Source organism: Herbaspirillum lusitanum (assembly GCF_026127345.1).
Lineage (GTDB): Bacteria > Pseudomonadota > Gammaproteobacteria > Burkholderiales > Burkholderiaceae_D > Herbaspirillum > Herbaspirillum lusitanum.
On the sequence record NZ_QXFG01000005.1, the window covers coordinates 276,574 to 298,664 of the forward strand.

The following is a 22,091-nucleotide window of genomic DNA, read 5'->3' on the forward strand; positions in this document are numbered from 1 at the left end:
TTGGTTCCGTCGCAGCGAGCTTATCGCGTGCCCATACCGAGGAAACGTCCGTTATGAAAAACCAATGGAGCTTGTGGAGAAACCTCGCAATGTTCGACTTCACCAACGAAAATCACATGATCCCCTTCCGGATAGCGGCTGCGGTTATGGCATTCGAACCAAGCCGAGACGCCTTTCAGCACCGGTTGGCCGGTACGCGACAAGGTGTAGTCGACGCCGTCGAAACGATCGGCGGACTTGCGCGAAAATTGTTCCGCCAGCGCAGCCTGTTCGGCGCCAAGGATATTGATCACGTAGTGCGAATTGCCGGAGAAAACCGGCATGCTGCTGGCTTGTTCGGACAGGCTCCACAGCACCAGCGGCGGCGACAGCGACACTGAATTGAACGAGCTCGCGGTCAGTCCGAGCAAGGTGCCGTCGTCCAGGCGCGTAGTGATGACGGTGACGCCGGTCGCGAACTGAGACAATGCCTTGCGGAAATGAGTTGAGTCGAAAGCACGCGTGGTAGCGCGTGGGGAGCGAGAATGCATCTAAGACCTGTGTAAACGGTTCTGACAAGTAGGACATTATGCCCAAAAAATCATCGGACGTAACCCAAGGCCTGCTTGAGACAGGCCGGGGGTATTTTCTGAATGTAATTGTTGAGTACGGCCAATTGTTAATTATTGATGTATCTGCCAATGCCGAAATACCTCGCCTGAGCCTCGGTTTCGGCAGCGGCATTTGCCGACGCTAGGTTTTTGTTCGCGAGCAATGGTATAAACGTAGCTATGCGGCATGAATTGCAAAGCGTGTGCCGCAAGATCCATTTGAATCCAGACGCAGGAGCGATCGTGAGTACTTCAACTGAAACAGCAGTTCTCGGCGGCGGGTGTTTTTGGTGCCTCGAAGCGGTATACCAGCAACTCAAGGGCGTGCAGCACGTAGAGTCTGGCTACACCGGCGGCCATGTAAAGAATCCGACCTACGAACAGGTTTGCGCCGGCGATACCGGCCATGCGGAGGTCGTGAAGCTGAGCTTCGATCCGGCACTTATCAGCTTCAGGGAAATTCTGGAAGTCTTCTTCACCATCCATGACCCTACTACGCTGAATCGCCAGGGCAACGACGTTGGCACGCAATACCGTTCGGTGATTTACTACAATTCGCCTGCCCAGTACGATACGGCCAAGCACATCATCGCCGAGATGGCACTGGTATGGGATGCGCCGCTCGTGACGGAACTGAGCCCGGTGGAAACGTATTACAAAGCTGAGGATTACCATCAGAATTACTTTCAGCAACATCCGTTCCAAGGGTATTGCGCATTCGTGGTGGCGCCGAAACTGGCCAAATTCCGTGAAGTGTTTGCTGCCAAGAGCAAGCAGGAATAAGCGGAGACAAGGGCGAGCAAAAACAAGATCAAGCGACAAGATCAAGCAAAAGAAACAGCCGGCTACACGCCGGCTGTTTTCATTGGGATCGCAGGTGTTTCCGACTACTGCGCGTCGTAGATATAACGGCGCGATTGCGGCAATGTCGCCGCAGGACGATTCGCTTTGCCGCAGACGACCTGATAGAGCGAGATCCAGTCCTTGTCGAAGCCATGCGAGCTGCCCGCAAGATAAACGCGCCAGATGCGATAGCGCTTTTCGTCGGTTAGTTTCTTGATTTCTTCTGAGCGTGCTTCAAAGTTATCGGCCCAGATAGCGCAGGTCCTGGCGTAATGACGACGCAGGTTTTCCACGTCGAACACTTCCAATCCGCCCTGTTGCATGGTTTTCAACACCAGACTGACATGCGGCAACTCACCGGCGGGGAAAACGTATTTGTCGACAAACTCACCTCCACCATAGGGGGATTCGCCATTTTCAATATCCGTGCTGGTGATACCGTGGTTCATCACCAGGCCGTCATCGGCGAGCAGCGCGTTGATATGCGAAAAATACAGCGGCAAATTCTTCAGGCCGACGTGTTCGAACATGCCGACGCTGGTGATGCGGTCGAAGGTGCCGGTGACGTCGCGATAATCCTGCAACCGGATTTCAATGCGCTCGCTCAGGCCGGCTTTTTCGACGCGCTCCCTGGCCAGCGCGTACTGGTTCTCGGACAAGGTGACGCCGACGCATTGCGCGCCGAATTTCTGTGCCGCGCGCAGCACCAGCGCACCCCAGCCACAGCCAATGTCGAGCAGCCTGTCGCCGGGACGCACCTTGATCTTGGTCAGGATGTGGTCGATCTTCTTGATCTGCGCGGTGGCGAGATCTTCGTCGCCGTTCTCGAAGTAGGCACAGGAATACACCATGTTCTCGTCCAGGAAGAGTTTGTAAAACTCGTTCGAAACGTCATAGTGGTAGCGGATCGCTTCGGCATCCTTTTCCTTGCTGTGGCGCACCGTGCGGACGATGCGCGACAGTTTTCCTTCCGCCTTCAGGGTTTTTGCGGCAAGCAGGTTGGCGACGTTGATGATGCTGGCGACGGGGCCGTCGACGTCAATCTTGCCTTCGACGTAGGCCTCTCCCAAATTGGAGAGCGAGGGGCGGAACAGGTAGGGCAGCGCCGAGACGTGCGGCACGCGCAAAGTGACTTGCGGCGCGTTGTCGCTGAAATCGAATTGGCGGCCGTTCCATAACTCAAGGCGCAACGGCAGTGCGGTTGCGTGTCGGACGTCGTCTACCCAAGCTGCTAGCTTCTTTTCCCAAAACACGATGTTTTCCTCCGTGCGAGTAATGATGCTGTAGCGCGGCCCTTTCCGATAGCGTCGTCAACAGGGACGAGCTAGGGCTGCAGGCGCTGCCGGCTCCATGCACCGTCTGCACCGCGCGTATAGACAACACGGTCATGCAGGCGCGAGGGCCGGCCTTGCCAGAATTCAATCTTATCCGGTATCACGCGGTAGCCGCCCCAATGCGCGGGACGGACCGGATGAGTGCCGTACTTTTGTTCCGCCGCGGCAAACTGCGTTTCCAGCGTTTCGCGCTGGTCGACCGGTGCGCTTTGTTCGGAAGCGATGGCGCCCAGTTGGCTGAGCAGCGGACGGCTGGAAAAATAGGCGTCGCTTTCGGCGGCAGCGACCTGCTCTATCCTTCCTTCGATGCGAACCTGGCGTTCTAGTTCTACCCAATGGAATAACAAGGCGACATAAGGATGTTCCTCAATGTCGCGCCCCTTGCGGCTGTGATAGTTGGTGAACCAGGTAAAACCGCCGGCGTCGACCTGCTTGAGCAGCACGATACGCGATGAAGGGCGGCCGTCGGCGCCGACCGTGGCGATGCTCATGGCGTTGGGTTCCGGAATTTCCGCTTTCAGCGCTTCATCGAACCATGTTGAAAATTGAACAACAGGATCGGCGGCGACGTCGTTTTCCGACAAGCTGGCGCGGCTGTAATCCTTGCGAAGATCTGCTATCGACATTCTTGCTTCTTCCTAAATGGGTAGTGCGGGGGGCTGCGTTAGAGTAGCGCGTTTTTAAAAAACTTGCACCGGAGCAGCACTTTTCATCGCAATGAAGGGCCGGCGGGGGAGTGCTTTCAGGCGCATGCACATTATGTGCGGAAGCGCCGGCGCGGCCCATGACATAAAGCAAAAAAAGGCCGATGCGCATGACACGCATCGGCCTTTCCGGAAGAGAGAAAAAATCAGTTGGACTTGATCGCTTCGACCTGGATCGCCAGCTTGATTTCCGGTGCGAACGGCGGCACGGCGTAGTTGATGCCGAAATCGGTACGGTTGAAGGTAGCCGATGCATCGGCGCCGCAGACTTCGCGCTTGAGCATGGGATGCTGGATGCAAGTGAACTTGTTGATCTTCAGTTGCACAGGCTTGGTCACGCCATGCAACGTCAGCTCGCCGTCAACGGCAACCGGCTTGTCGCCTTCGAACTTGATCGAGGTGCCCTTGTAGGTGGCGGTCGGGAATTTCTGCACGTCGAACACGTCGGGGCCCTTGACGTGATCGTTGAGCTTGGCGTGGCCGAAGTCGACCGACGACGCGTCAATGGTGATGTCCAGCGAGCCGGTCTTGGCGGCGCGATCCAGCGTCACGGTGCCGGAAGTCTTGGTGAACTTGCCGCGCCACACGGAAATGCCCATGTGATCCGCTTCGAAGCTTGGATAGGTGTGGCTTGGATCGATGGTATAGGTGTCGGCGGCGAAGGCCGGGACGGATGTCGCGGCCAGCAGGGAAATCAGGGCGAGTTTCAGTTTCATGGTGAATCCTTTTCAATAAGCGGTAATAAGCAGTTGGTTGAGTATCGGTTGAGTATCGAAACGCTTTGTGATGAGCAAGTCTTAAGGCGTGGTGACGACGTGGAACTTGATCGTCACTTCGTCGGCGACCATGCCGGTGTCTTTCCATTCGCCTTCGCCGATGTTGAACGCCAGACGCTTGATCGGCAAGGCGCCGTCAAAAGTCTGGCCGCTGCCTTCTTTCCTGACCGTCAGCGGGAAGTGCACATCCGCAGTCTTGCCCTTGATGGTCAGCTTGCCGGCGACGTCATACTTGGTGCCGGCCGGTGCGCCCGCCGTCGGCTTGATCGAGTTGGCGACGAAGGTGGCCTTGGGGAATTGTGCGGCGTTGAACCATTCCTTTTTCAGCACTTCCTTGTTGTACTCGGCTTCACCCAGGTCGAAGCTGGCGATGTCGATGTCCACGCTGGCCTTGGCAACATCGGGTTTGGCGCTGTCGAAATCAATTTGCGCGACGAATTTCTTGAATTTCGCTTCGACCGGCACGTTCAGTTGCTTGAACACGGCGCTGACCGTGCTTTTGGCGGCATCGACTTTGAGTGGGGCTGCAACTGCAGCGGTGGAGGCAACCAGGCCGAAGACGACGATGCCGCCGACCATGGCATGGACCAATGTAGTACGCAGAGTCATGAGATTTCCTTGGAAAGAGAGTCAGGGCAGGATACGTCTGAGCACACCGTCGCGATCAATGAACTGATGCTTCAGGGCGGCCAGCACATGCAGGCAGAAAGCGGCTAGCAAAGTCATGTTCAGCCAGTAATGCACCAGCTTGAGCAAAGGTTTGAGTTCGGGATTCGGATCGATGATCACCGGCAGCGGCAGCACGCCGAGATAGACCACGGGGATGCCGGCGGCAAGACTGTACAGATAGCCGGAAACCGGAATCGCGAAAATCAGGATGTAGAGCAGAAAATGCAGCGCGTGCGCGGCGCTTTGCTGCCAGCGCGGCATCTGCACCGGGTATGGCGGCGCCGCATGCGTCAGGCGCCAGAGCAAGCGCAGGCAAGCCAGGCCGAGCACGGTGACGCCCAGCCATTTATGCCAGGAAAAATATTTGAGCTTGGTCGGGGTCAGACCGGGAATGTTGGTCATCGTCAGGCCGAGCGCAAAGGCGGCAATGATCAGCAGAGCAATGAGCCAGTGCAGCAGCACGGCGGGTTTGGTGTAGCGTTCCATGGCGATTGCTGGTGGAGTATCAGGTTGGACGGCAAGCGGTGCCGGATCGTACAGGCACCGGCGCGACTGCGTGCGGAGCCTGCTCTTTCGCAGTGGCGCCGTAGCGGCAGGCTAACTCAGCAGAATAAGGTGTTTTCATCGGCGGCAATAGATAGGCATATTTGATTTCACTCATCCATTGATGTTGTGAATGACGCTGACTGCCGCGCGATTGGAGTGGATCGGGCGGCTTTGGTTTCCGCCCGATCGTTGCTGCGATTAAATATTTTTGGCCAGAGCGATCGCTTCGCCGATGTAATTTGCCGGCGTCATCGCCAGCAAATGGTCCTTGGCGTTTTGCGGAATGGCCAGGCCGTTGATGAAGTCGCGCAACGCATCCTTGGAAATCCCTTTGCCGCGCGTCAGTTCCTTCAGTTGCTCATACGGATTTTCGATGCCGTAGCGGCGCATCACGGTTTGCACCGGCTCGGCCAGCACTTCCCAGGTGTTGTCCAGATCGGCTGCCAGGCGCGTCGGATTGACTTCCAGCTTGTTCAGGCCGCGCAGGCAGCTGTCATAGGCCAGCACCGCATAGCCGAACGCTACGCCGATGTTGCGCAGCACGGTGGAGTCGGTCAGGTCGCGCTGCCAGCGCGAGACCGGCAGTTTTTCCGACAGATGCTTGAGCACGGCGTTGGCCATGCCGAGGTTGCCTTCGGAATTCTCGAAGTCGATCGGATTGACCTTGTGCGGCATGGTCGACGAACCGATCTCGCCGGCCTTGGTGCGCTGCTTGAAGTAACCCAGCGAAATGTAGCCCCAGACGTCGCGGTTCAGATCCAGCAGGATGGTGTTGGCGCGCGCCACGGCGTCGAACAGTTCAGCCATGTAGTCGTGCGGTTCGATCTGGATGGTGTACGGATTGAACACCAGGCCCAGGCGTTGTTCGATGACGTTTTTGGAGAACGCCGCCCAGTCGGTTTCCGGATAGGCGGACAGGTGGGCGTTGTAGTTGCCGACCGCACCGTTCATCTTGCCGAGGATTTCGACGGCGGCGATGCGTTTGACGGCGCGCTGCAGACGGGCGACGACGTTGGCGATTTCCTTGCCCAGCGTGGTCGGACTGGCCGGCTGGCCGTGGGTGCGCGACATCATCGGCACGGCGGCGTGTTCATGCGCCAGTTCGGTCAGCTTGGCGACCAGGCCTTGCAGCGCCGGCAACACGACCGTGTCGCGCGCAGACTTGAGCATCATGCCGTGCGAGGTGTTGTTGATGTCTTCGGAGGTGCAGGCGAAATGGATGAATTCGGAGGCGGCCACCAGTTCCGGCACGTCCTTGACCTTTTCCTTGAGCCAGTACTCGACAGCCTTGACGTCATGGTTGGTGACGGCTTCGATTTCCTTGATGCGGGCGGCGTCGGCTTCGGTGAAGTCGGCTGCCAGCTTGTCCAGCAACGCGGTGGCGCTGGCGGAAAATGGCTTGATCTCGGCAAAACCTGCAGCCGACAGAGCTTGCAGCCAGGCAATTTCCACTTTCACCCGATGGTGCATGAAACCTGCTTCGGACAGGATGGGACGCAGCTTGTCGGTTTTGGCGGCGTAACGGCCGTCGAGCGGGGAGAGAGCGGAAAGTGCGGAAAGTGACATGATATGCGGATGAAAAGACGTTGAAATGACGTGGAAAATTCGTTGAAAATACGACGCGCAAGGCTTGCGATGCGTGTTGCCGTCATCCGGCAGCGGAGCAAACCTGCATTGACTCGCGATTTTACCATTGCCCGGGGCCGTAACCCGTAACGTTGCCGCTTGTCCTCCGGACGGTCGTCTCGGACGTTGACGGTAAATACCCGATGCTATAATCGGGCCGGATTATTACAAGAAATGTTATGAAACTGATCGCCTCGCTGGTAAGCCCTTACGCTCGCAAAGTCCGCATTGTCATGGCGGAAAAAAAGATCGATTTCGAATTGGTGCTGGAAGACGTATGGAGTGAGACCACCACGATCCAGCAATTCAATCCGCTCGGCAAAGTACCGTGCCTGATGATGGACGATGGCGGCGCCATGTTCGACTCGCGCGTGATTTCCGAATACCTCGATATTCTGACCCCGGTGGGCAAGTTGATGCCGACCAGTGGTCGTGAGCGCGCTGAAGTCAAATGCTGGGAAGCGCTGGCCGATGGCCTGCTCGAAGCCGCCATCCTGGTGCGTCTCGAGAAGAAGCGCCCGACGCGCCAGCAAAGCCCGGAATGGATCAAGCGGCAATGGAGCAAGGTCGAGGCGGGTCTGAAGGCGATGTCGGTCGGTCTGGGCGAAAAGAATTATTGCGTCGGCAACCATTACACTCTGGCCGACGTCGCCGTCGGCTGTGCGTTGGGTTGGCTGGAATTCCGTTTTCCGGAGACTCAGTGGAAAGACAGCTATCCGGAGTTGCTGCGCTTGTACGAGAAGCTGTCCGAACGCCAGTCCTTCAAGGATACGTTCCCGCAGTAAGAACGATGCGCCGTTGCACATTGCCGTGCATCCCGGCGCCTTCAAAATAAAAAACGCGACCGGCAAGGGTCGCGTTTTTTTGTGCCGCGGCTTCGCAGAGGAGGCGACTTCTGCAGTCAGCTTACTCCGCGATGATCTGCGTTTGCAGGTAATTCTGGATGCCGATTTTATCGATGATGTCGAGCTGCGTTTCGAGCCAGTCGATGTGTTCTTCGGTGTCGTCGAGGATCATCTGGAACAGTTCGCGCGAGACATAGTCGCCATGCTGTTCGCAAGTGGCGATGCCTTCCTTGACTGTTTTGTGCGCAGCTCTCTCCAGGTTCAGGTCACATTGCAGCATCTCGGGCGTGTTCTCGCCGATCATCAGCTTGTGCAACGCCTGCAGGTTAGGCAAGCCGTCCAGCATCAGGATGCGGTCGATCAGCTTGTCGGCATGTTTCATTTCACCGATGGATTCGGCGTACTCTTTCTTTGCAATCTTTTCGAAACCCCAATGCTTGTACATGCGGGCGTGCAAAAAATACTGGTTGATCGCTGTCAGTTCGTTGGTTAACTGAGCATTGAGCAGTTTGATGACCGCTGGATCGCCTTTCATAGGTGCCTCTGAGAATAGTGGGATTGTGGGAGAAGGCAGGCTGGCAGGGCGGGAGGGCGCAATAGCTGCGATACGCAATCCGGCGCACATGAAGTTCAGCCGCGTGAACGGACGGATCATAGCGCAGTGGGGTACAGACTTCACCTTAAATTAGCGCGAATCATTCTTACTTTATTTCTGGCGCGCAATGAGATTTGTTCCAAAGCGCAAAAAACAAAAGCCCCCGCCGGGGAGGGCGGAGGCTTTGTGCGCAGCGAAACAGCTGAAACTTATTTCGCTTGCGGGTCGGTAACGAAACCGATTTTGGACAGACCGCCTGACTGAGCTGCCGCCATGACCTGAGCGACCTTTTCGTATTGCGTCGTACGCTCGGCGCGAAGGTGCAATTCAGGTTGCGGCTGCTTCCTGGCAGCTTCGGCGATACGGGCGGTCAGCTGCTCGCTGTCGATCGCTTCCTCGTTCCAGAACACCTTGCCGCCGGCATCGATCGAGAGACTGATGTTTTGCGGTTTCGGCTCATCCGGCTGATTGGTGGCGCGCGGCAGATCGATCTTGACCGCATGGTTCATGACCGGAATGGTGATGATGAAAATGATCAGCAGCACCAGCATCACGTCGACCAACGGCGTGGTGTTGATTTCCGGGTTGAAGTCGTCGTCCGAATCGGACAGGGAACCCATCGCCATTACGCTCTCCCGACAGCCGTCAGCTTGGCGCTTTTGGTGGCGCCCGTTTCGGCGTCCTCGGTGGCAGAGCGGGCGCCGGTGACGAACAGGGCGTGCAGGTCGAAACCGAACTTGTTCAGCTTGGCGATCGTGGTCTTGTTACCGCGCACCAGGGCGTTGTAGCCGAAGGTTGCCGGAATCGCGACCGCCAGGCCCAGCGCGGTCATGATCAGCGCTTCTCCGACCGGACCGGCGACCTTGTCGATGCTGGCCTGGCCGGATGTGCCGATCGACACGAGTGCGTGGTAAATGCCCCAGACGGTGCCAAACAGGCCGACAAACGGTGCCGTCGAACCGACCGACGCCAGCACGGCCATTCCGGTTTGCAGCTTGCCCGATGCTTCGTCGATTGCCTGACGCAGCGACAGCGTCACCCAGTCGCTGACCGACAACTGGTCATGCAGGTGGCCCTTGTGGGCGGTGTGGTGGCTCATCGAGGTGACGCCGGCTTTGGCGACTTCGGCGAACGGGTTGTCGTTGCCCAATGTGGCGACGCCTTCCGGCAGACTGGTGGTGTCCCAGAATGCATGGCCGGCCGCATCGGATGCGCGACGGAAGCGCAGCAGTTGCAGCGCCTTGGTGACGATGACATACCAGGACGCGATCGACATGGCGACCAGCAGCACTGCGACGCCTTTAGTGACGAAATCCCCTTGCGCCCACAGGCTTTCCAATCCGTACGGACTTACTTCCATGATGACTTCCTTTGCTTATTGACTTGAATGAATAGACGAATGAATCAGCGATCGAGCTTGAAATTGATGACGCCGGTGGCGGACACGACAATCGCCTTGCCGTCTTCAATGTAGGGTTTGAACACCGCACGCATGACTGCGCGTCGCGCTTCATCGTCCAGGCGGGACGAACCGGAGCCCTTGATGATGTCAACTTTTTCGGCTCTGCCGCCGGTATTGACCAGTACCCGGAACTGTACGACGCCTTCTTCGCCCATGCGCTTGGAGGCTGCAGGGTAGCTGACGCGAGGCGGTTCAATGTATTCGATGCCGGAGGTAATCTGCTTGATCGGCGGCGGACCCGGCGGCGATGCCGGGGCCTGCGCGGGAGCGGCGGCGGGCGGCGACGGTTCGGCTGGTTGTGGCGGCGTCGGCGGCGCGCTGATGGCGGTTGGCGCCGGCGCTTGCGTAACCGGGATCGGCGGCGGTGGCGTCACCGACTTCCTGACCACGGGAACGGCTTTGGGTGGTGCCGGCGGTGCTTTCGGCGGTGCCGGTTCAGGGGCGCGTTCAGGCGTGATGAAGGTCGCGATCACTTCCTTCGGAATCGCGCTGGCGACCTGATGGATGAGGCCGCTTTGCAGCGCATAGAAGAAGGCGATATGCAGCAGGATGATGAAGCCGAGCGGGCCGATTTTCTTGACCTGGCGCCAGGCGGCGCCAGCAGGATTGGACGAGCTGCTACTCATAGTAGGCGATAAAGCATTCATGAATGAAGTGATCTTTAGGCAATCATGGTATTCGCACGGAATACCAGAGTCTGCACTGTGTTGCGTGTTTGATTGGAGTTGCTCAGACATTCGCGGAGGACATGTTTGGCGCAGGTATGGCATTTGCCGCAGGAAGTGCCAATACCGAGCTCCTTGCGAAGCTCGGACATAGTGGTCATGCCTGCGTTCACTGCCTGGTGAATCTTGCCTTCGGAAATGTTGTTACAAACACATACGATCATTGTACGCCTTGCCGCCCGGGTATGTAGGCTCTTAAATGGATCTCGCTCCTGAAACGATGCGAGCGAACAGATTGAATTTCTCGGGTTGCGGCATCGTTCGTTCCACTACGGTACCCCACTGTTCCGACAATTGTTGGCAAGTTGCCCGCAATACCGGCGCCAGATTCGGCAAATCCGCCAGCGCTTTCAGGTGTCGTTCAATCACTGACGCCAATTTGACGCAGCTTTTGGTTTCCTGATTACTGGCAGTGTAATGAGACATCAAATGCAGCACTGCTGAGACCAGCAGCTCTGGCTGTGCCGGTGCGTTATTGGGTTCCACGAAAGCGGAATCCATTTTGTCGGTAACCATCAAACTCTCCTTAATCGGCTAGCTTGGCTGGCTAACGCGTAACGCATGGCATCACCGTTGGCTGGCTGGTTTTTACATCGCTTCACTACGAATCCTGAAGCGACTCCTTAATATAGTTACGCCGTCAGAATCAATTTGTTCAACTGCGTCAGACGCAATTTATAAATACGGCCGCCATGGTCGATTTCCAACTCGCGCATTTGCCGGAACAAATCCTGGCTCTTGATGCGCGTAATGGGGGAGCCATTGGCTGCTGTGGCCGGTTTGTTGCGACGCTCGGTTCCGTGCTCGATCAGTTGGTTCATCATGAACTCCTATTAAATACGAACAATTCTTATTTAGATTATTCGTCATTTGATCCAAGACTGCAAGCTCTTTTATGATTTGTTGCGAGTTTCTTGCTGCGGGGAAATCGGCACGCCGGGTTTCGTTGCCAAAAAAGCAAAAGCGCCCCGCTGCGCAAGGCAAGCGGGGCGCTTCAAAGGAGCGGAAGTGTCTAAACGGACTCGATAATGCCGCCGCCAAGGCAAACGTCGCCTTGGTACAGCACGGCCGATTGACCTGGCGTCACGGCCCATTGCGGGTCGCTGAAGCGCAGATCGAAGCGGCCGCCGGCATCGCTGAACGAGCAGGGCACGTCAGCCTGGCGGTAGCGCGTCTTGGCGCTCAGTCCGGCCCCGCTCATATTGGGCGCCTCGCCGGCGACCCAGCTGATCTGGCTGGCGCCGAGTTGCGACGACAGCAGCCATGGATGCTCATGACCCTGCACGATATAAAGTGTGTTGGTGTCGACGTCCTTGCGGGCGACATACCAGGCGTCGCTGTTGCCGTCGGCGTTCTGATGCGCCTTGATGCCGCCCAGTCCGATGCCCTTGCGCTGGCCCAGAGTATAAAAGCTCAGGCCGACATGTTCGCCGACGATGTCGCCGTCAGGCGTCTTCATCGGACCGGGTTTGTAGGACAGGTAGCGGTTCAGGAATTCCCGGAACGGCCGTTCGCCGATGAAGCAAATGCCGGTCGAGTCCTTTTTTGTCGCGTTCGGCAGTTTCAGTTGCTCGGCGATCCTGCGCACCTCGGTCTTGTGGATTTCGCCCAGCGGAAACAGCGTTTTCGACAATTGCGCCTGGTTCAGCCGATGCAGGAAATAACTCTGGTCCTTGCTGGCGTCCACCGCTTTCATCAGCTCGAACTTGCCGACCGGATTTTCGCGTACGCGCGCATAGTGGCCGGTGGCGATCAGGTCCGCGCCCAGATGCATGGCATGGTCGAGGAAGGCCTTGAACTTGATCTCGGCGTTGCACAGCACGTCGGGGTTGGGCGTACGGCCGGCCTGGTATTCGCGCAAAAATTCCGCAAACACGCGGTCCTTGTATTCAGAGGCGAAGTTGACGGCTTCGATGTCGACGCCGACCACATCGGCGACGCTGACCGCGTCGATCCAGTCCTGGCGTGTCGAGCAGTACTCGGAATCGTCGTCGTCTTCCCAGTTCTTCATGAACAGGCCGATTACCTCGTAGCCCTGTTCCTGCAGCAGCCAGGCGGAGACCGACGAATCGACGCCGCCGGACATGCCGATCACCACTTTTTTCTTAGCCATGAGCGACTCCTGCGGCGATTTCCGTCGATGCCGTCACGCTGGGGTCCGTATGGAGCAGCGACAGCGGCGCGCGCTGGCCGCTGAGGTAGTCGTCCACGCAACGCAGCACCAGCGGGCTGCGATGGCGTTCGCGGCAGGCGGCGATCTCGTCGCGCGTCATCCACAGCGTGCGCACGATGCCGTCATCCAGCGGGCGATCATGCTGCAGGCCCAGCGTGCCGGCAAACGCAAAACGCAAGTAGGTCGTGTCGGCGCCGCCGCGCGAGGACGAGACATTGCGCGACATGTACATGCCGACCAGCGCGGTCGGCTCGAAATCGTGGGCGGATTCTTCCAGCGCCTCGCGCACCACCGCCTGCGTCAGCGTCTCGCCCTGGTCGAGATGGCCAGCCGGCTGGTTCAGGCGCAAGCCGTCGCCGGCCTGCTCTTCTATCATCAAAAAACGGCCCTCGCGCTCGATGATCGCTGCGACCGTGACGGAGGGTTTCCAGACTTCAGACATAATATTCCTTACAAGAGCCGACATTTTACCGTGGCTGGACAAAGGCTTCAGCGCGGCGGCCCGGAACACATCGCATATGCGAGTCCCGGCTCCTGCAATGCTTTTGCGCAAAGTTGTTGATCTTCAAATTTTACGTGTAAGATTCCGGTAAGAATTTACAACTATAGGAGCTCTGAATGAGGCTAGGCATCCCCGTCGAAAGTCGGGACGGAGAAACACGCGTTGCGGCAACCCCGGAAACGGTCAAGAAACTGGTTGCCGCCAAACATGAGGTGTTGGTGGAGTCGGGGGCCGGCACCAAATCCAGCATTACGGACGAAGCCTATGTCGCCGCCGGCGCGGTCATTGCCGCCGCGGCCGACGTCTATGGCGCCGAAGCCTTGCTCAAGGTGCGCGCGCCGAGTGCGGACGAACGTGCACGCCTGAAGTCCGGCACCGTCGTGGTCGGTATCCTGAATCCGTTCGATGCCGACAACCTGGCCGCGATGGCCGCCGCCGGATTGACCGCTTTCGCGCTGGAAGCTGCGCCGCGCACCACCCGCGCGCAGTCGATGGACGTGCTGTCCTCGCAGGCGAACATTGCCGGCTACAAGGCCGTGTTGATGGCTGCCAATACCTACCAGCGTTTCATGCCGATGCTGATGACCGCCGCGGGCACCGTCAAGGCCGCGCGCATGCTGATCATGGGCGCCGGCGTCGCCGGTTTGCAGGCGATTGCGACGGCCAAGCGTCTTGGTGCCGTGATCGAGGCATCCGACGTGCGTCCGGCCGTCAAGGAACAGATTGAATCGCTGGGCGCCAAATTCCTCGATGTACCCTTCATCACCGATGAAGAAAAGGAAATCGCCCAGGGCGTCGGCGGCTATGCACGTCCGATGCCGGCCGACTGGATGCGCCGTCAGGCCGAGCTGGTGCATGAGCGCGCCAAGCAAGCCGACATCATCATCACGACTGCGCTGATTCCGGGCCGCAAGGCGCCGGTGCTGATCAGCGAAGAAACCGTCAAGGCCATGAAGCCGGGTTCGGTCATCCTCGACATGGCGGTCGACCAGGGCGGCAACTGTCCGTTGTCCGAGCCGGGCAAGACGGTGATCAAGCACGGCGTGCACATCATTGGCGAAGGCAATCTGGCGGCGCTGGTGGCGGCTGATGCCTCGGCCCTGTATTCACGCAACGTGCTTGATTTCCTCAAGCTGATCGTCGATACCGAAGGCAAGCTGGTCATCAACCGCGAAGACGACATCGTCGCGGCGACTCTGCTGTGCAGCGGCGGCGAAGTGCTGCGCAAATAAGGCAGCATCAACGTAACGTCAATGCGTCGCATCATCCATGCCGGTTCGCGCCAGCGTTCCGGAGCAGAACAAGAGAATTAAAGAGTAAAGCCTTATGCAACGAATCATGCTGCGCGCGAAGATCCACCGCGCGACTGTGACCGAATGTGACCTGAACTACGAAGGTTCCTGCGGTATCGACGAAGACCTGCTGGAAGCCGCCGATATCCGGGAGTTTGAAAAGATCGAGCTGTACAACGTCAACAACGGCGAACGCTTCTCCACCTACGCTATCCGCGGCAGGCGTGGCAGCGGCGAGATTTCCCTGAACGGCGCGGCAGCCCGCCGCGCGCACCTGGGCGATCTGCTGATCATCTGCACCTATGCACCCATGACGGACGCAGAAATCGCCAGCTATGTACCGAAGATCGTTTTCGTCGACGACAAGAATCACATCACCAGCCTGAAAGCCATATAAAACCAAACAGGTCGCGGCACCGATAAATCAACTCATGCCGCAGCCACAGAAAGGAATGACATCATGGAAGTCAGTCACACCATCATCAACCTGATCATCTTCGTACTGGCGATCTACGTCGGCTACCACGTGGTCTGGACCGTTACGCCGGCCTTGCACACGCCGCTGATGGCGGTCACCAACGCCATCTCGGCGATCATCATCATCGGCGCCATGCTGGCCGCCGGCCTGACAGAAGGACCGGTCGGCCGCATCGCCGGCACGCTGGCCGTGGCGCTGGCGGCGGTCAACGTCTTCGGCGGCTTCATGGTCACGCAGCGCATGCTGGAGATGTTCAAGAAAAAAGAACCTAAAATCAAGACAGACAAGGCGGGGGCATAAGCATGAGCATGAATCTGGTAACCCTGCTGTATCTCGTCGCCTCGGTGTTCTTCATCCAGGCGCTGAAAGGTCTGTCGCATCCGTCGACGGCGCGCCGCGGCAATGCCTTCGGCATCGCCGGCATGGCCATCGCGGTGCTGACGACGATCGCGCTGATCATCAAACTCAAGGGCGACGTGCCCGCGGGCACGGGTAACAGCATCGGCTTCTGGCTGGTGGCCGGCGGCGTGGTGGTTGGTGGCGGTATCGGCGCCTATCTGGCCAAGAGCGTCGAAATGACCAAGATGCCTGAGCTGGTCGCGGCGATGCACTCGCTGATCGGTCTGGCGGCAGTCTGTATCGCCGTCGCTGCAGTTGCAGAGCCATGGGCCTTCAACATCGCCGCGCACGGCGAAGCGATCCCGCTGGGCAATCGCGTCGAATTGTTCATCGGCACCTTCGTCGGCGCGATCACCTTCTCCGGTTCGGTGATTGCGTTCGGCAAGCTGTCGGGCAAGTACAAGTTCCGCCTGTTCCAGGGGGCGCCGGTCAGCTTCTCGGGCCAGCACATGCTGAACCTGTTGCTGGCGGTGGCGATGATCGGCTTCGGCGTGATCTTCGTGCTGACGCAGAACTGGCTGCCGTTCATCATCATGGCGGCAATCGCCTTCGTGCTCGGCGTGCTGATCATCATCCCGATCGGCGGCGCCGACATGCCGGTGGTGGTGTCGATGTTGAACAGCTACTCCGGCTGGGCCGCAGCGGGCATTGGTTTCTCTCTGAATAACTCGATGCTGATCATCGCCGGTTCGCTGGTCGGATCGTCCGGTGCGATCCTGTCGTACATCATGTGCAAGGCGATGAACCGGTCGTTCTTCAATGTGATTCTGGGCGGTTTTGGTGGCGATCCTGCCGCTGCTGCCGCAGTTGGCGGCCAGGCGCAGCGCAACGTCAAGTCGGGTTCGGCTGACGACGCGGCTTTCCTGATGGGCAATGCGGAAACCGTGATCATCGTGCCGGGCTACGGCCTGGCGGTGGCGCGCGCGCAGCATGCACTGAAGGAACTGACCGAGAAGCTGACCCACAAGGGCGTGATCGTGAAGTACGCGATCCATCCCGTGGCCGGCCGCATGCCGGGTCACATGAACGTGCTGTTGGCCGAAGCGGAAGTGCCTTACGACCAGGTCTTTGAAATGGAAGACATCAACAGCGAGTTCGGTCAGGCCGACGTGGTGCTGGTGCTGGGCGCCAACGACGTGGTCAATCCGGCGGCCAAGGATCCGAAGTCCTCGATCGCGGGGATGCCGATTCTTGAGGCATACAAGGCCAAGACGGTCATCGTCAACAAGCGTTCGATGGCAGCCGGTTATGCCGGGTTGGACAACGAACTGTTCTACATGGACAAGACCATGATGGTCTTCGGCGACGCCAAGAAAGTCATTGAGGATATGGTCAAGGCGGTTGAGTAAGCCTTGATTGCATGAAGTAAAAAAGCCGCCGGATTCAACATCCGGCGGCTTTTTTCATGGTGCTGAGATTTATTTGGTGCCGAAAATCCGGTCGCCTGCATCGCCCAGGCCCGGCACGATGTAGGCATGGCTGTCGAGATGCGAATCGAGCGAGGCGACATACAGCTTCACATCGGGATGTGCATCATGGAATACCTGTACGCCTTCGGGTGCCGCCACCAGCGCGACGAAAATGATGTTCTCGGCCGTCACGCCGCGTTTCTTGAGGACGTCGATGGCGTAGACAGCGGAGTTGCCGGTCGCCACCATCGGGTCGCACAGGATCATGGTGCGGTCTTGCAGGTCGGGCAGGCGCACCAGGTATTCCACCGGCTGGTGCTGGTCGTTGCGATACACGCCGATATGGCCGACGCGTGCCGAGGGGATCAATTCCAGCAAACCGTCGCTCATGCCGATGCCGGCGCGCAGCACGGGAACCACGGCCAGTTTCTTGCCGGCGATCACCGGTGCATCGTAGGTGACCAGCGGCGTCTCAATCGACTCGGTGGTCAGCGGCAGGTCGCGCGTGATTTCGTAGCCCATCAGCAAGGTGATCTCGCGCAGCAGGTCGCGGAAGGTGCGCGTCGAAGTGCGCTTGTCGCGCATGTGCGAGAGCTTGTGCTGGATCAGCGGGTGGTTGAGGATGAACAGATTGGGAAAGCGGGGATCTTGTTTCATGATCTTATTTCATGGTCTTGTCAGTCAGGACCGCAAGCGTGCGGCAATGCTGCATTGTCTCATGCCAGACACTGCGGCAAGGGATTCAGGGCAAGCTTAACGCCAGCCGAACATCATCTGTTCGGCCAGGACGCGTTTCGCCGGCGCGGCAACGTCGATCAATCCCAATGACAATCCGAGCAGCGCCTGCGACGGCGCACCGTCCGGCGCGCTGGCGAAAACCCGCGCCATCATGTCGGTCAGCCTGATCGTGGCGTTGCGGTCGCGCAGCCGCTGCGCAGCGAATTGTTCGAGTGCGGCAGGCGCGGAGCTTGTGCGTGTCAGCGTGCTTGCCAATACCGCGGCGTCACGCAGACCCAGGTTGAGTCCCTGGCCCGCGACCGGGTGCAGTGTTTGCGCGGCGTTGCCGATGGCGACCGTGCGTGCGGAGGCGGCGGGTGCGGCGTTCAGGCCCAGTGGGTAACTATGGCGGGCGCTGCAGGAAGCAAAGCGGCCAACCCGTCCGCCGAAGACTTCGCCGAGTTCGTGCAGGAACGCACTTTCTTCGAGCGCCAGCAGGCGCCTTGCCGTGTCCGGACGCACGCACCACACCAGCGCATAACCGTCATCCTGCGGCAACAAAGCCAGCGGCCCTTGCGCGGTAAAGCGTTCGAACGCGCGATGGGCAATCGCGGCCGTGGCGGTGACGTGGGCGACGATGGCGACCTGATCGTAGTCGCGTTGGACGGCCTTGGCGGTTTGTTCCGAGAACACGCCGCCTTCGGCCTGCACCACGACGCCGGCGCTGAGCGTGCGGCCGTCGGCCAGTCGTACATCGGCCTGCAGACCTTGCTCATCGATGGCGGACACTTGCTCCGGGCGCAGCACGGCCACGTTGGTCTTCGTCAGTGCTGCGGACAAGGCCGTCACCAGCGCGCCATACCGCACCACATAACCGAGCGCGGGCAGGGCGTAGTCTTCACGACTGATCAGCGTGCGGCCGAAATGCTTGCGTCGCGACACGTGGATCTGGTTGATCGATGTCACCGATGGCGCCATCAGCGACCAGGCGCCGATTTCCTGCAGGATTTGCTGGCTGCCGTGCGAGAGCGCAATCGTGCGCGGATCCTGCGCCGCCTGCTCGCTCGACTTGGCGTCGATCAGTGCGATGCGGTGCGCCGGCATGCCGCGCTTGTGCAGCAGTGCGGCGGCGCTGAGGCCGACCGGACCGGCGCCGCAGATGATGACGTCGTAATCCGGCTGGGCTGGTGCGGCGGTGTCGGAAGAACTCATGGCAGGCGTGGAAAGATATCCGTAACGATTCACGCCGAACGCATCAGCGCTTCGATGTCGGCCACTTTGTTGGGCACGGCCGTGGTCAGGATTTCGCAGCCGCCCGGCGTGACGTGGGCATCGTCTTCGATACGGATGCCGATGTTCCAGTATTTTTCCGGCACGCCTTCGCCCGGGCGCACGTAGATGCCCGGCTCGACCGTCAGCACCATGCCCGGTTGCAGCGTGCGCCACGGCTTGTCGCCGTCGGCCGTGGCCGGGTCGCGATATTCGCCGACGTCGTGCACGTCCATGCCCAGCCAGTGGCCGGTGCGATGCATGTAGAACTGGCGATAGTCGCCCTTGGCGATCACATCGTCGAGCGAGCCGACCTTGTTCTTGTCGAGCAGGCCGGTGTCGAGCATGCCTTGCGCCAGCACGCGCACGGCGGCGTCGTGGCCGTCCATGAAGCGTTTGCCGGGGCGGGTGTCGGCGATGGCGGCGTCTTGCGCGGCCAGGACGATCTCGTACAGTTCTTTTTGCGGACCGGAGAACTTGCCGTTGGCCGGGAAGGTGCGCGTGATGTCGGAAGCGTAGCTGTCGAGTTCGCAGCCGGCATCGATCAGCACCAGGTCGCCGTCCCTGAGTTCGACGTCGCCGGCGCGGTAGTGCAGCACGCAGGCGTTGGCGCCGGTGGCGACGATGGAGCCGTAGGCCGGATATTGCGAACCGTTGTTGCGGAATTCGTGCAGCAGCTCGGCTTCCAGATGATATTCGCGCAGGCCGGGACGCGACAGGCGCATGGCGCGGCAATGCGCTTCGGCCGAAATGAGTCCGGCGCGTTTCATGACCGCGATTTCGCCGGCGTCCTTGAACAGGCGCATCTCGTCGAGCAGCACGTTGACGTCGACGATGGATGATGGTGCGGTGATGCCCGAGCGACCTAGTGCGCGCACGCTTTGCAGCCATTCCTGCAGCTGCGCATCGCGCTTGACGTCGTGGCCCAACGCATAAAAAACGGCCGGTGCATCGGCCAGCAATTGCGGCATTTCCTTGTTGAGCGTATCGACGGCGAAGGCTTCGTCGAAACCGAATTCCTGGCGCGCGGCATCGGGGCCGTAGCGATAACCGTCCCAGATTTCACGTTCGAGATTTTTGTCGCGGCAGAACAGAATGCTGCGGCTTTCCTTGCCGGGAGCGGCAATCAGGACGATGACCGCTTCCGGTTCCGTGAAACCGGATAGATAGTAGAAATAACTGTCGTGGCGATAAGGATAGTCGGCGTCGCGATTGCGCATGACTTCGTGCGCGGTCGGGATGATGGCGACGCCGCCGCCTTTTGCTTGCATCTGCGCGATCAATCTGGCGCGGCGGGCGATAAAGGAGGCTGTGGTCATCTTGGTGCTTTCTTCCGGGTGATCCGGATTATCTGCCGGCGAGGGGCGTATTCAATTCTTCCAGCTGTTCGACGGTGCCGACGTTGATCCATTCGCCGCGGTAAATTTCTCCGCCGACCTGGCCACGCGCCGCGTATTCGCGCAGCAGGGGGCCGAGCTTGGCATGTTCACCCGGCGCAATGGCGTCGAACATCTGCGGTCGGTACACGCCGATATTGGCGAAGGTGAACAAGGGCGATCCTTCATTGGCGATCGAAAAACTGTTCAGCGCGAAATCGCCGGTGGGATGGTGCGGTGGATTTTTCACCAGATAGATCCAGGCGACGTCGCGCTTGTCCAATGGTATCGGATTTCCCCACAGGTCGTTGTCTTCGAGGACGGTTTTGACCTGTTCGAAATCGAAATGAGGGATGTAGATGTCGCCCGAGATGGCGACGAACGCTTCTTCGCCGAGCAGGTGGCGCGCCTTGGCGATGCCGCCGGCGGTTTCCAGTGCAGTTCCCTCGGCAGAATACTGAATCTGCGCGCCGAACTGCGAACCGTCGCCCAGCGTTTCTTCAAACAGGTGGCCGAGATGCGCGTGGTTGATCACGATTTCAGTGATGCCGGCGCGCACCAGGTTCAGGATCTGCCAGACGATCAGCGGGCGGCCGCGTACTTTCAGCAGAGGTTTGGGGCAGGTATCGGTCAGCGGGCGCATGCGCTCGCCGCGGCCGGCGGCAAAAATCATCGCTTTCATGGCGTAGCCGGCCTCAGAAGGTGTAGCCGACTTGCGGCGCTTTGTCTTCCAGCTTCTCGATCAGTCTGACCAGCGGGATCAGCGCGCTGTAGCGGCGTGCCGCCTTGAGCGTGTATTCCATGACCAGCGGCATGTCCTTCAGGTAGGCGTCCTTGCCGTCGCGATGGTAAAGGCGTGCAAATATGCCCAGCACTTTCAGATGACGCTGCAGGCCCATGAATTCGAAATCGCGATAGAAGGTATCGATGTCCGGCGCCACCGACAGGCCGGCGCGCTTGGCGCGTTCCCAGTAGCGGATGACCCAGTCCAGCACCATTTCTTCGTCCCACTGGATGTAGGCGTCGCGCAGCAGCGAAACCAGATCGTACGTGATCGGGCCGTAGACCGCGTCCTGGAAATCGATGATGCCCGGATTGCCGGTCGGCAGGACCATCAGGTTGCGCGAGTGATAGTCGCGGTGGACGAACACCTGCGTCTGCGACAGGTTGTTGGCCAGCAGCGTGTCGAAGACCTTGCTCAGCGTGTTCTTCTGGTCGTCGGTCAGCGTCACGTTCAGGTGCCTGGCGATGTACCAGTCGGGGAACAACTGCAACTCGCGCGACAGCAGGGCGCGGTCGTATTCCGGCAGCACATCCGGCTTGCTCTGGGTCTGCAGCAGCACCAGCGCATCGATCGCGTCGATGTAGAGCTTGTGGGCGGTGTCGTTGTTGAGCTGATTCAGGTAAGTCGTCGTGCCCAGGTCCGACAACAGCAGGAAGCCGCGTTCGACATCCTGCGCCAGTACGGTCGGCACCGACACGCCGGTTTTGCCGAAGACCTCGGCGACATGGATGAATGGGCGCACGTTTTCTTGCGGTGGCGGCGCGTCCATGACGATCAGCGTTTTACCATCCGGCGTGTCCACGCGGAAATAACGGCGGAAGCTGGCATCGGTCGAAGCGGGACGCAGCGTATCGACATTGGTGGGGGTGGCGAGGGTGGGCAGCCATTCTTGCAGCAGGGACAGGCGCGGATCGGCAGGGGAATTATTTAAAGACATGAACAATCAGAGGAATTCGTTTGATGATGTTGAGTTCCCA

At 59.2% G+C, this 22,091-nt stretch carries 27 protein-coding genes; 6 read left to right on the top strand and 21 right to left on the bottom strand.

What is annotated here, in order from left to right:
* Window positions 1–20: 20 nt before the first annotated feature.
* Complete coding sequence (locus tag DXT88_RS05475) at window positions 21–530, bottom strand: flavin reductase family protein (RefSeq protein WP_265211913.1); 510 nt, start codon at window positions 528–530, stop codon at window positions 21–23.
* 303 nt (window positions 531–833) lie between these two features.
* Between DXT88_RS05475 and msrA the strand changes: the two genes are divergently transcribed.
* Window positions 834–1,373, top strand: coding sequence for a peptide-methionine (S)-S-oxide reductase MsrA (gene msrA / locus DXT88_RS05480; RefSeq protein WP_265211914.1), 540 nt, complete (start codon window positions 834–836; stop codon window positions 1,371–1,373).
* Window positions 1,374–1,477: 104 nt separating this feature from the next.
* Here the strand turns inward: msrA and DXT88_RS05485 are convergent, their stop codons facing one another.
* The 6 genes from DXT88_RS05485 to purB all read right to left on the bottom strand — a co-directional run bounded on the left by DXT88_RS05485 (window position 1,478) and on the right by purB (window position 7,028).
* Window positions 1,478–2,686 carry an SAM-dependent methyltransferase gene (locus DXT88_RS05485; RefSeq protein WP_265211915.1) on the bottom strand — a complete coding sequence of 403 codons (1,209 nt, stop codon included), beginning with the start codon at window positions 2,684–2,686 and terminating at the stop codon, window positions 1,478–1,480.
* 71 nt (window positions 2,687–2,757) lie between these two features.
* Window positions 2,758–3,393, bottom strand: a complete 636-nt coding sequence (gene pdxH, locus DXT88_RS05490) for a pyridoxamine 5'-phosphate oxidase (RefSeq protein ID WP_265211916.1) — start codon at window positions 3,391–3,393, stop codon at window positions 2,758–2,760.
* A gap of 224 nt (window positions 3,394–3,617) precedes the next feature.
* Window positions 3,618–4,187, bottom strand: coding sequence for a YceI family protein (locus DXT88_RS05495; RefSeq protein ID WP_265211917.1), 570 nt, complete (start codon window positions 4,185–4,187; stop codon window positions 3,618–3,620).
* An 81-nt stretch (window positions 4,188–4,268) separates the two neighbouring features.
* Window positions 4,269–4,826 carry a YceI family protein gene (locus DXT88_RS05500; RefSeq protein ID WP_265212171.1) on the bottom strand — a complete coding sequence of 186 codons (558 nt, stop codon included), beginning with the start codon at window positions 4,824–4,826 and terminating at the stop codon, window positions 4,269–4,271.
* A gap of 51 nt (window positions 4,827–4,877) precedes the next feature.
* Window positions 4,878–5,402: a cytochrome b gene (locus tag DXT88_RS05505; protein WP_016832163.1), complete on the bottom strand. Its 525-nt coding sequence runs from the start codon at window positions 5,400–5,402 to the stop codon at window positions 4,878–4,880.
* Between the two features lie 258 nt (window positions 5,403–5,660).
* The gene (gene purB, locus DXT88_RS05510) at window positions 5,661–7,028 is read right to left on the bottom strand and encodes an adenylosuccinate lyase (RefSeq protein ID WP_016832162.1); all 1,368 of its coding nucleotides are present in this window, start codon (window positions 7,026–7,028) and stop codon (window positions 5,661–5,663) included.
* A 239-nt stretch (window positions 7,029–7,267) separates the two neighbouring features.
* Here purB and DXT88_RS05515 point away from each other — a divergent pair, with 239 nt between their 5' ends.
* Window positions 7,268–7,873, top strand: a complete 606-nt coding sequence (locus tag DXT88_RS05515; RefSeq protein ID WP_016832161.1) for a glutathione S-transferase N-terminal domain-containing protein — start codon at window positions 7,268–7,270, stop codon at window positions 7,871–7,873.
* Between the two features lie 121 nt (window positions 7,874–7,994).
* On the opposite strand, the gene bfr is transcribed toward DXT88_RS05515, so the two are convergent.
* The 9 genes from bfr to DXT88_RS05560 all read right to left on the bottom strand — a co-directional run bounded on the left by bfr (window position 7,995) and on the right by DXT88_RS05560 (window position 13,330).
* A complete protein-coding gene (gene bfr, locus DXT88_RS05520; protein ID WP_016832160.1) occupies window positions 7,995–8,468 on the bottom strand; it encodes a bacterioferritin in 474 nt (157 codons plus the stop codon).
* A gap of 269 nt (window positions 8,469–8,737) precedes the next feature.
* Window positions 8,738–9,154 (bottom strand): ExbD/TolR family protein, encoded by a 417-nt coding sequence (locus tag DXT88_RS05525; protein ID WP_016832159.1) that lies wholly within the window; start codon window positions 9,152–9,154, stop codon window positions 8,738–8,740.
* Window positions 9,154–9,888 carry a MotA/TolQ/ExbB proton channel family protein gene (locus DXT88_RS05530; RefSeq protein WP_016832158.1) on the bottom strand — a complete coding sequence of 245 codons (735 nt, stop codon included), beginning with the start codon at window positions 9,886–9,888 and terminating at the stop codon, window positions 9,154–9,156. Before DXT88_RS05530 ends, DXT88_RS05525 begins: the two co-directional genes overlap by 1 nt.
* 44 nt (window positions 9,889–9,932) lie before the next feature.
* On the bottom strand, window positions 9,933–10,616 hold the full coding sequence (locus tag DXT88_RS05535) for an energy transducer TonB (protein WP_265211918.1): 684 nt from the start codon (window positions 10,614–10,616) through the stop codon (window positions 9,933–9,935).
* 35 nt (window positions 10,617–10,651) lie between these two features.
* Window positions 10,652–10,879 (bottom strand): (2Fe-2S)-binding protein, encoded by a 228-nt coding sequence (locus tag DXT88_RS05540; protein WP_083830777.1) that lies wholly within the window; start codon window positions 10,877–10,879, stop codon window positions 10,652–10,654.
* 31 nt (window positions 10,880–10,910) lie between these two features.
* Complete coding sequence (locus tag DXT88_RS05545) at window positions 10,911–11,231, bottom strand: hypothetical protein (protein ID WP_016832156.1); 321 nt, start codon at window positions 11,229–11,231, stop codon at window positions 10,911–10,913.
* A 116-nt stretch (window positions 11,232–11,347) separates the two neighbouring features.
* On the bottom strand, window positions 11,348–11,536 hold the full coding sequence (gene hemP, locus DXT88_RS05550) for a hemin uptake protein HemP (RefSeq protein WP_016832155.1): 189 nt from the start codon (window positions 11,534–11,536) through the stop codon (window positions 11,348–11,350).
* Between the two features lie 191 nt (window positions 11,537–11,727).
* Complete coding sequence (gene mnmA / locus DXT88_RS05555) at window positions 11,728–12,828, bottom strand: tRNA 2-thiouridine(34) synthase MnmA (RefSeq protein ID WP_265211919.1); 1,101 nt, start codon at window positions 12,826–12,828, stop codon at window positions 11,728–11,730.
* The gene (locus tag DXT88_RS05560; protein ID WP_265211920.1) at window positions 12,821–13,330 is read right to left on the bottom strand and encodes an NUDIX hydrolase; all 510 of its coding nucleotides are present in this window, start codon (window positions 13,328–13,330) and stop codon (window positions 12,821–12,823) included. Before DXT88_RS05560 ends, mnmA begins: the two co-directional genes overlap by 8 nt.
* A gap of 176 nt (window positions 13,331–13,506) precedes the next feature.
* On the opposite strand from DXT88_RS05560, the gene DXT88_RS05565 reads away from it, so the two are divergent.
* The 4 genes from DXT88_RS05565 (at window position 13,507) to DXT88_RS05580 (ending at window position 16,908) form a co-directional block, all read left to right on the top strand.
* Window positions 13,507–14,622, top strand: a complete 1,116-nt coding sequence (locus DXT88_RS05565) for a Re/Si-specific NAD(P)(+) transhydrogenase subunit alpha (protein ID WP_265211921.1) — start codon at window positions 13,507–13,509, stop codon at window positions 14,620–14,622.
* Between the two features lie 94 nt (window positions 14,623–14,716).
* Window positions 14,717–15,079: an aspartate 1-decarboxylase gene (gene panD, locus DXT88_RS05570; protein ID WP_029362964.1), complete on the top strand. Its 363-nt coding sequence runs from the start codon at window positions 14,717–14,719 to the stop codon at window positions 15,077–15,079.
* 63 nt (window positions 15,080–15,142) lie between these two features.
* Entirely contained in the window at window positions 15,143–15,460 is a 318-nt protein-coding gene (locus DXT88_RS05575; protein WP_116434005.1) for an NAD(P) transhydrogenase subunit alpha, read from the top strand.
* Window positions 15,461–15,462: 2 nt separating this feature from the next.
* On the top strand, window positions 15,463–16,908 hold the full coding sequence (locus DXT88_RS05580) for an NAD(P)(+) transhydrogenase (Re/Si-specific) subunit beta (RefSeq protein ID WP_265211922.1): 1,446 nt from the start codon (window positions 15,463–15,465) through the stop codon (window positions 16,906–16,908).
* Between the two features lie 69 nt (window positions 16,909–16,977).
* On the opposite strand, the gene upp is transcribed toward DXT88_RS05580, so the two are convergent.
* The 5 genes from upp to DXT88_RS05605 all read right to left on the bottom strand — a co-directional run bounded on the left by upp (window position 16,978) and on the right by DXT88_RS05605 (window position 22,051).
* Window positions 16,978–17,625, bottom strand: a complete 648-nt coding sequence (gene upp / locus DXT88_RS05585; RefSeq protein ID WP_016832149.1) for a uracil phosphoribosyltransferase — start codon at window positions 17,623–17,625, stop codon at window positions 16,978–16,980.
* A gap of 96 nt (window positions 17,626–17,721) precedes the next feature.
* Complete coding sequence (locus DXT88_RS05590) at window positions 17,722–18,897, bottom strand: FAD-dependent monooxygenase (protein ID WP_265211923.1); 1,176 nt, start codon at window positions 18,895–18,897, stop codon at window positions 17,722–17,724.
* Between the two features lie 29 nt (window positions 18,898–18,926).
* Window positions 18,927–20,273 carry a Xaa-Pro aminopeptidase gene (gene pepP, locus DXT88_RS05595; protein WP_265211924.1) on the bottom strand — a complete coding sequence of 449 codons (1,347 nt, stop codon included), beginning with the start codon at window positions 20,271–20,273 and terminating at the stop codon, window positions 18,927–18,929.
* 28 nt (window positions 20,274–20,301) lie between these two features.
* Complete coding sequence (murU, locus tag DXT88_RS05600; protein WP_265211925.1) at window positions 20,302–21,012, bottom strand: N-acetylmuramate alpha-1-phosphate uridylyltransferase MurU; 711 nt, start codon at window positions 21,010–21,012, stop codon at window positions 20,302–20,304.
* Window positions 21,013–21,025: 13 nt separating this feature from the next.
* Window positions 21,026–22,051 carry an aminoglycoside phosphotransferase family protein gene (locus DXT88_RS05605; RefSeq protein WP_265211926.1) on the bottom strand — a complete coding sequence of 342 codons (1,026 nt, stop codon included), beginning with the start codon at window positions 22,049–22,051 and terminating at the stop codon, window positions 21,026–21,028.
* Window positions 22,052–22,091: the final 40 nt, after the last annotated feature.

Coding starts and splice junctions, on each gene's coding strand:
- upp (WP_016832149.1), bottom strand. CDS start 17,625: ATGAAACAAGATCCCCGCTTTCCCAATCTGTTCATCCTCAACCACCCG.
- bfr (WP_016832160.1), bottom strand. CDS start 8,468: ATGAAAGGCGATCCAGCGGTCATCAAACTGCTCAATGCTCAGTTAACC.
- DXT88_RS05500 (WP_265212171.1), bottom strand. CDS start 4,826: ATGGTCGGCGGCATCGTCGTCTTCGGCCTGGTTGCCTCCACCGCTGCA.
- DXT88_RS05535 (WP_265211918.1), bottom strand. CDS start 10,616: ATGAGTAGCAGCTCGTCCAATCCTGCTGGCGCCGCCTGGCGCCAGGTC.
- DXT88_RS05580 (WP_265211922.1), top strand. CDS start 15,463: ATGAGCATGAATCTGGTAACCCTGCTGTATCTCGTCGCCTCGGTGTTC.
- hemP (WP_016832155.1), bottom strand. CDS start 11,536: ATGAACCAACTGATCGAGCACGGAACCGAGCGTCGCAACAAACCGGCC.
- DXT88_RS05590 (WP_265211923.1), bottom strand. CDS start 18,897: ATGAGTTCTTCCGACACCGCCGCACCAGCCCAGCCGGATTACGACGTC.
- panD (WP_029362964.1), top strand. CDS start 14,717: ATGCAACGAATCATGCTGCGCGCGAAGATCCACCGCGCGACTGTGACC.
- DXT88_RS05475 (WP_265211913.1), bottom strand. CDS start 530: ATGCATTCTCGCTCCCCACGCGCTACCACGCGTGCTTTCGACTCAACT.
- DXT88_RS05565 (WP_265211921.1), top strand. CDS start 13,507: ATGAGGCTAGGCATCCCCGTCGAAAGTCGGGACGGAGAAACACGCGTT.
- DXT88_RS05575 (WP_116434005.1), top strand. CDS start 15,143: ATGGAAGTCAGTCACACCATCATCAACCTGATCATCTTCGTACTGGCG.
- DXT88_RS05540 (WP_083830777.1), bottom strand. CDS start 10,879: ATGATCGTATGTGTTTGTAACAACATTTCCGAAGGCAAGATTCACCAG.
- DXT88_RS05545 (WP_016832156.1), bottom strand. CDS start 11,231: ATGGTTACCGACAAAATGGATTCCGCTTTCGTGGAACCCAATAACGCA.
- purB (WP_016832162.1), bottom strand. CDS start 7,028: ATGTCACTTTCCGCACTTTCCGCTCTCTCCCCGCTCGACGGCCGTTAC.
- pdxH (WP_265211916.1), bottom strand. CDS start 3,393: ATGTCGATAGCAGATCTTCGCAAGGATTACAGCCGCGCCAGCTTGTCG.
- murU (WP_265211925.1), bottom strand. CDS start 21,012: ATGAAAGCGATGATTTTTGCCGCCGGCCGCGGCGAGCGCATGCGCCCG.
- pepP (WP_265211924.1), bottom strand. CDS start 20,273: ATGACCACAGCCTCCTTTATCGCCCGCCGCGCCAGATTGATCGCGCAG.
- mnmA (WP_265211919.1), bottom strand. CDS start 12,828: ATGGCTAAGAAAAAAGTGGTGATCGGCATGTCCGGCGGCGTCGATTCG.
- DXT88_RS05495 (WP_265211917.1), bottom strand. CDS start 4,187: ATGAAACTGAAACTCGCCCTGATTTCCCTGCTGGCCGCGACATCCGTC.
- DXT88_RS05525 (WP_016832159.1), bottom strand. CDS start 9,154: ATGGCGATGGGTTCCCTGTCCGATTCGGACGACGACTTCAACCCGGAA.
- DXT88_RS05515 (WP_016832161.1), top strand. CDS start 7,268: ATGAAACTGATCGCCTCGCTGGTAAGCCCTTACGCTCGCAAAGTCCGC.
- DXT88_RS05505 (WP_016832163.1), bottom strand. CDS start 5,402: ATGGAACGCTACACCAAACCCGCCGTGCTGCTGCACTGGCTCATTGCT.
- DXT88_RS05605 (WP_265211926.1), bottom strand. CDS start 22,051: ATGTCTTTAAATAATTCCCCTGCCGATCCGCGCCTGTCCCTGCTGCAA.
- DXT88_RS05560 (WP_265211920.1), bottom strand. CDS start 13,330: ATGTCTGAAGTCTGGAAACCCTCCGTCACGGTCGCAGCGATCATCGAG.
- DXT88_RS05530 (WP_016832158.1), bottom strand. CDS start 9,888: ATGGAAGTAAGTCCGTACGGATTGGAAAGCCTGTGGGCGCAAGGGGAT.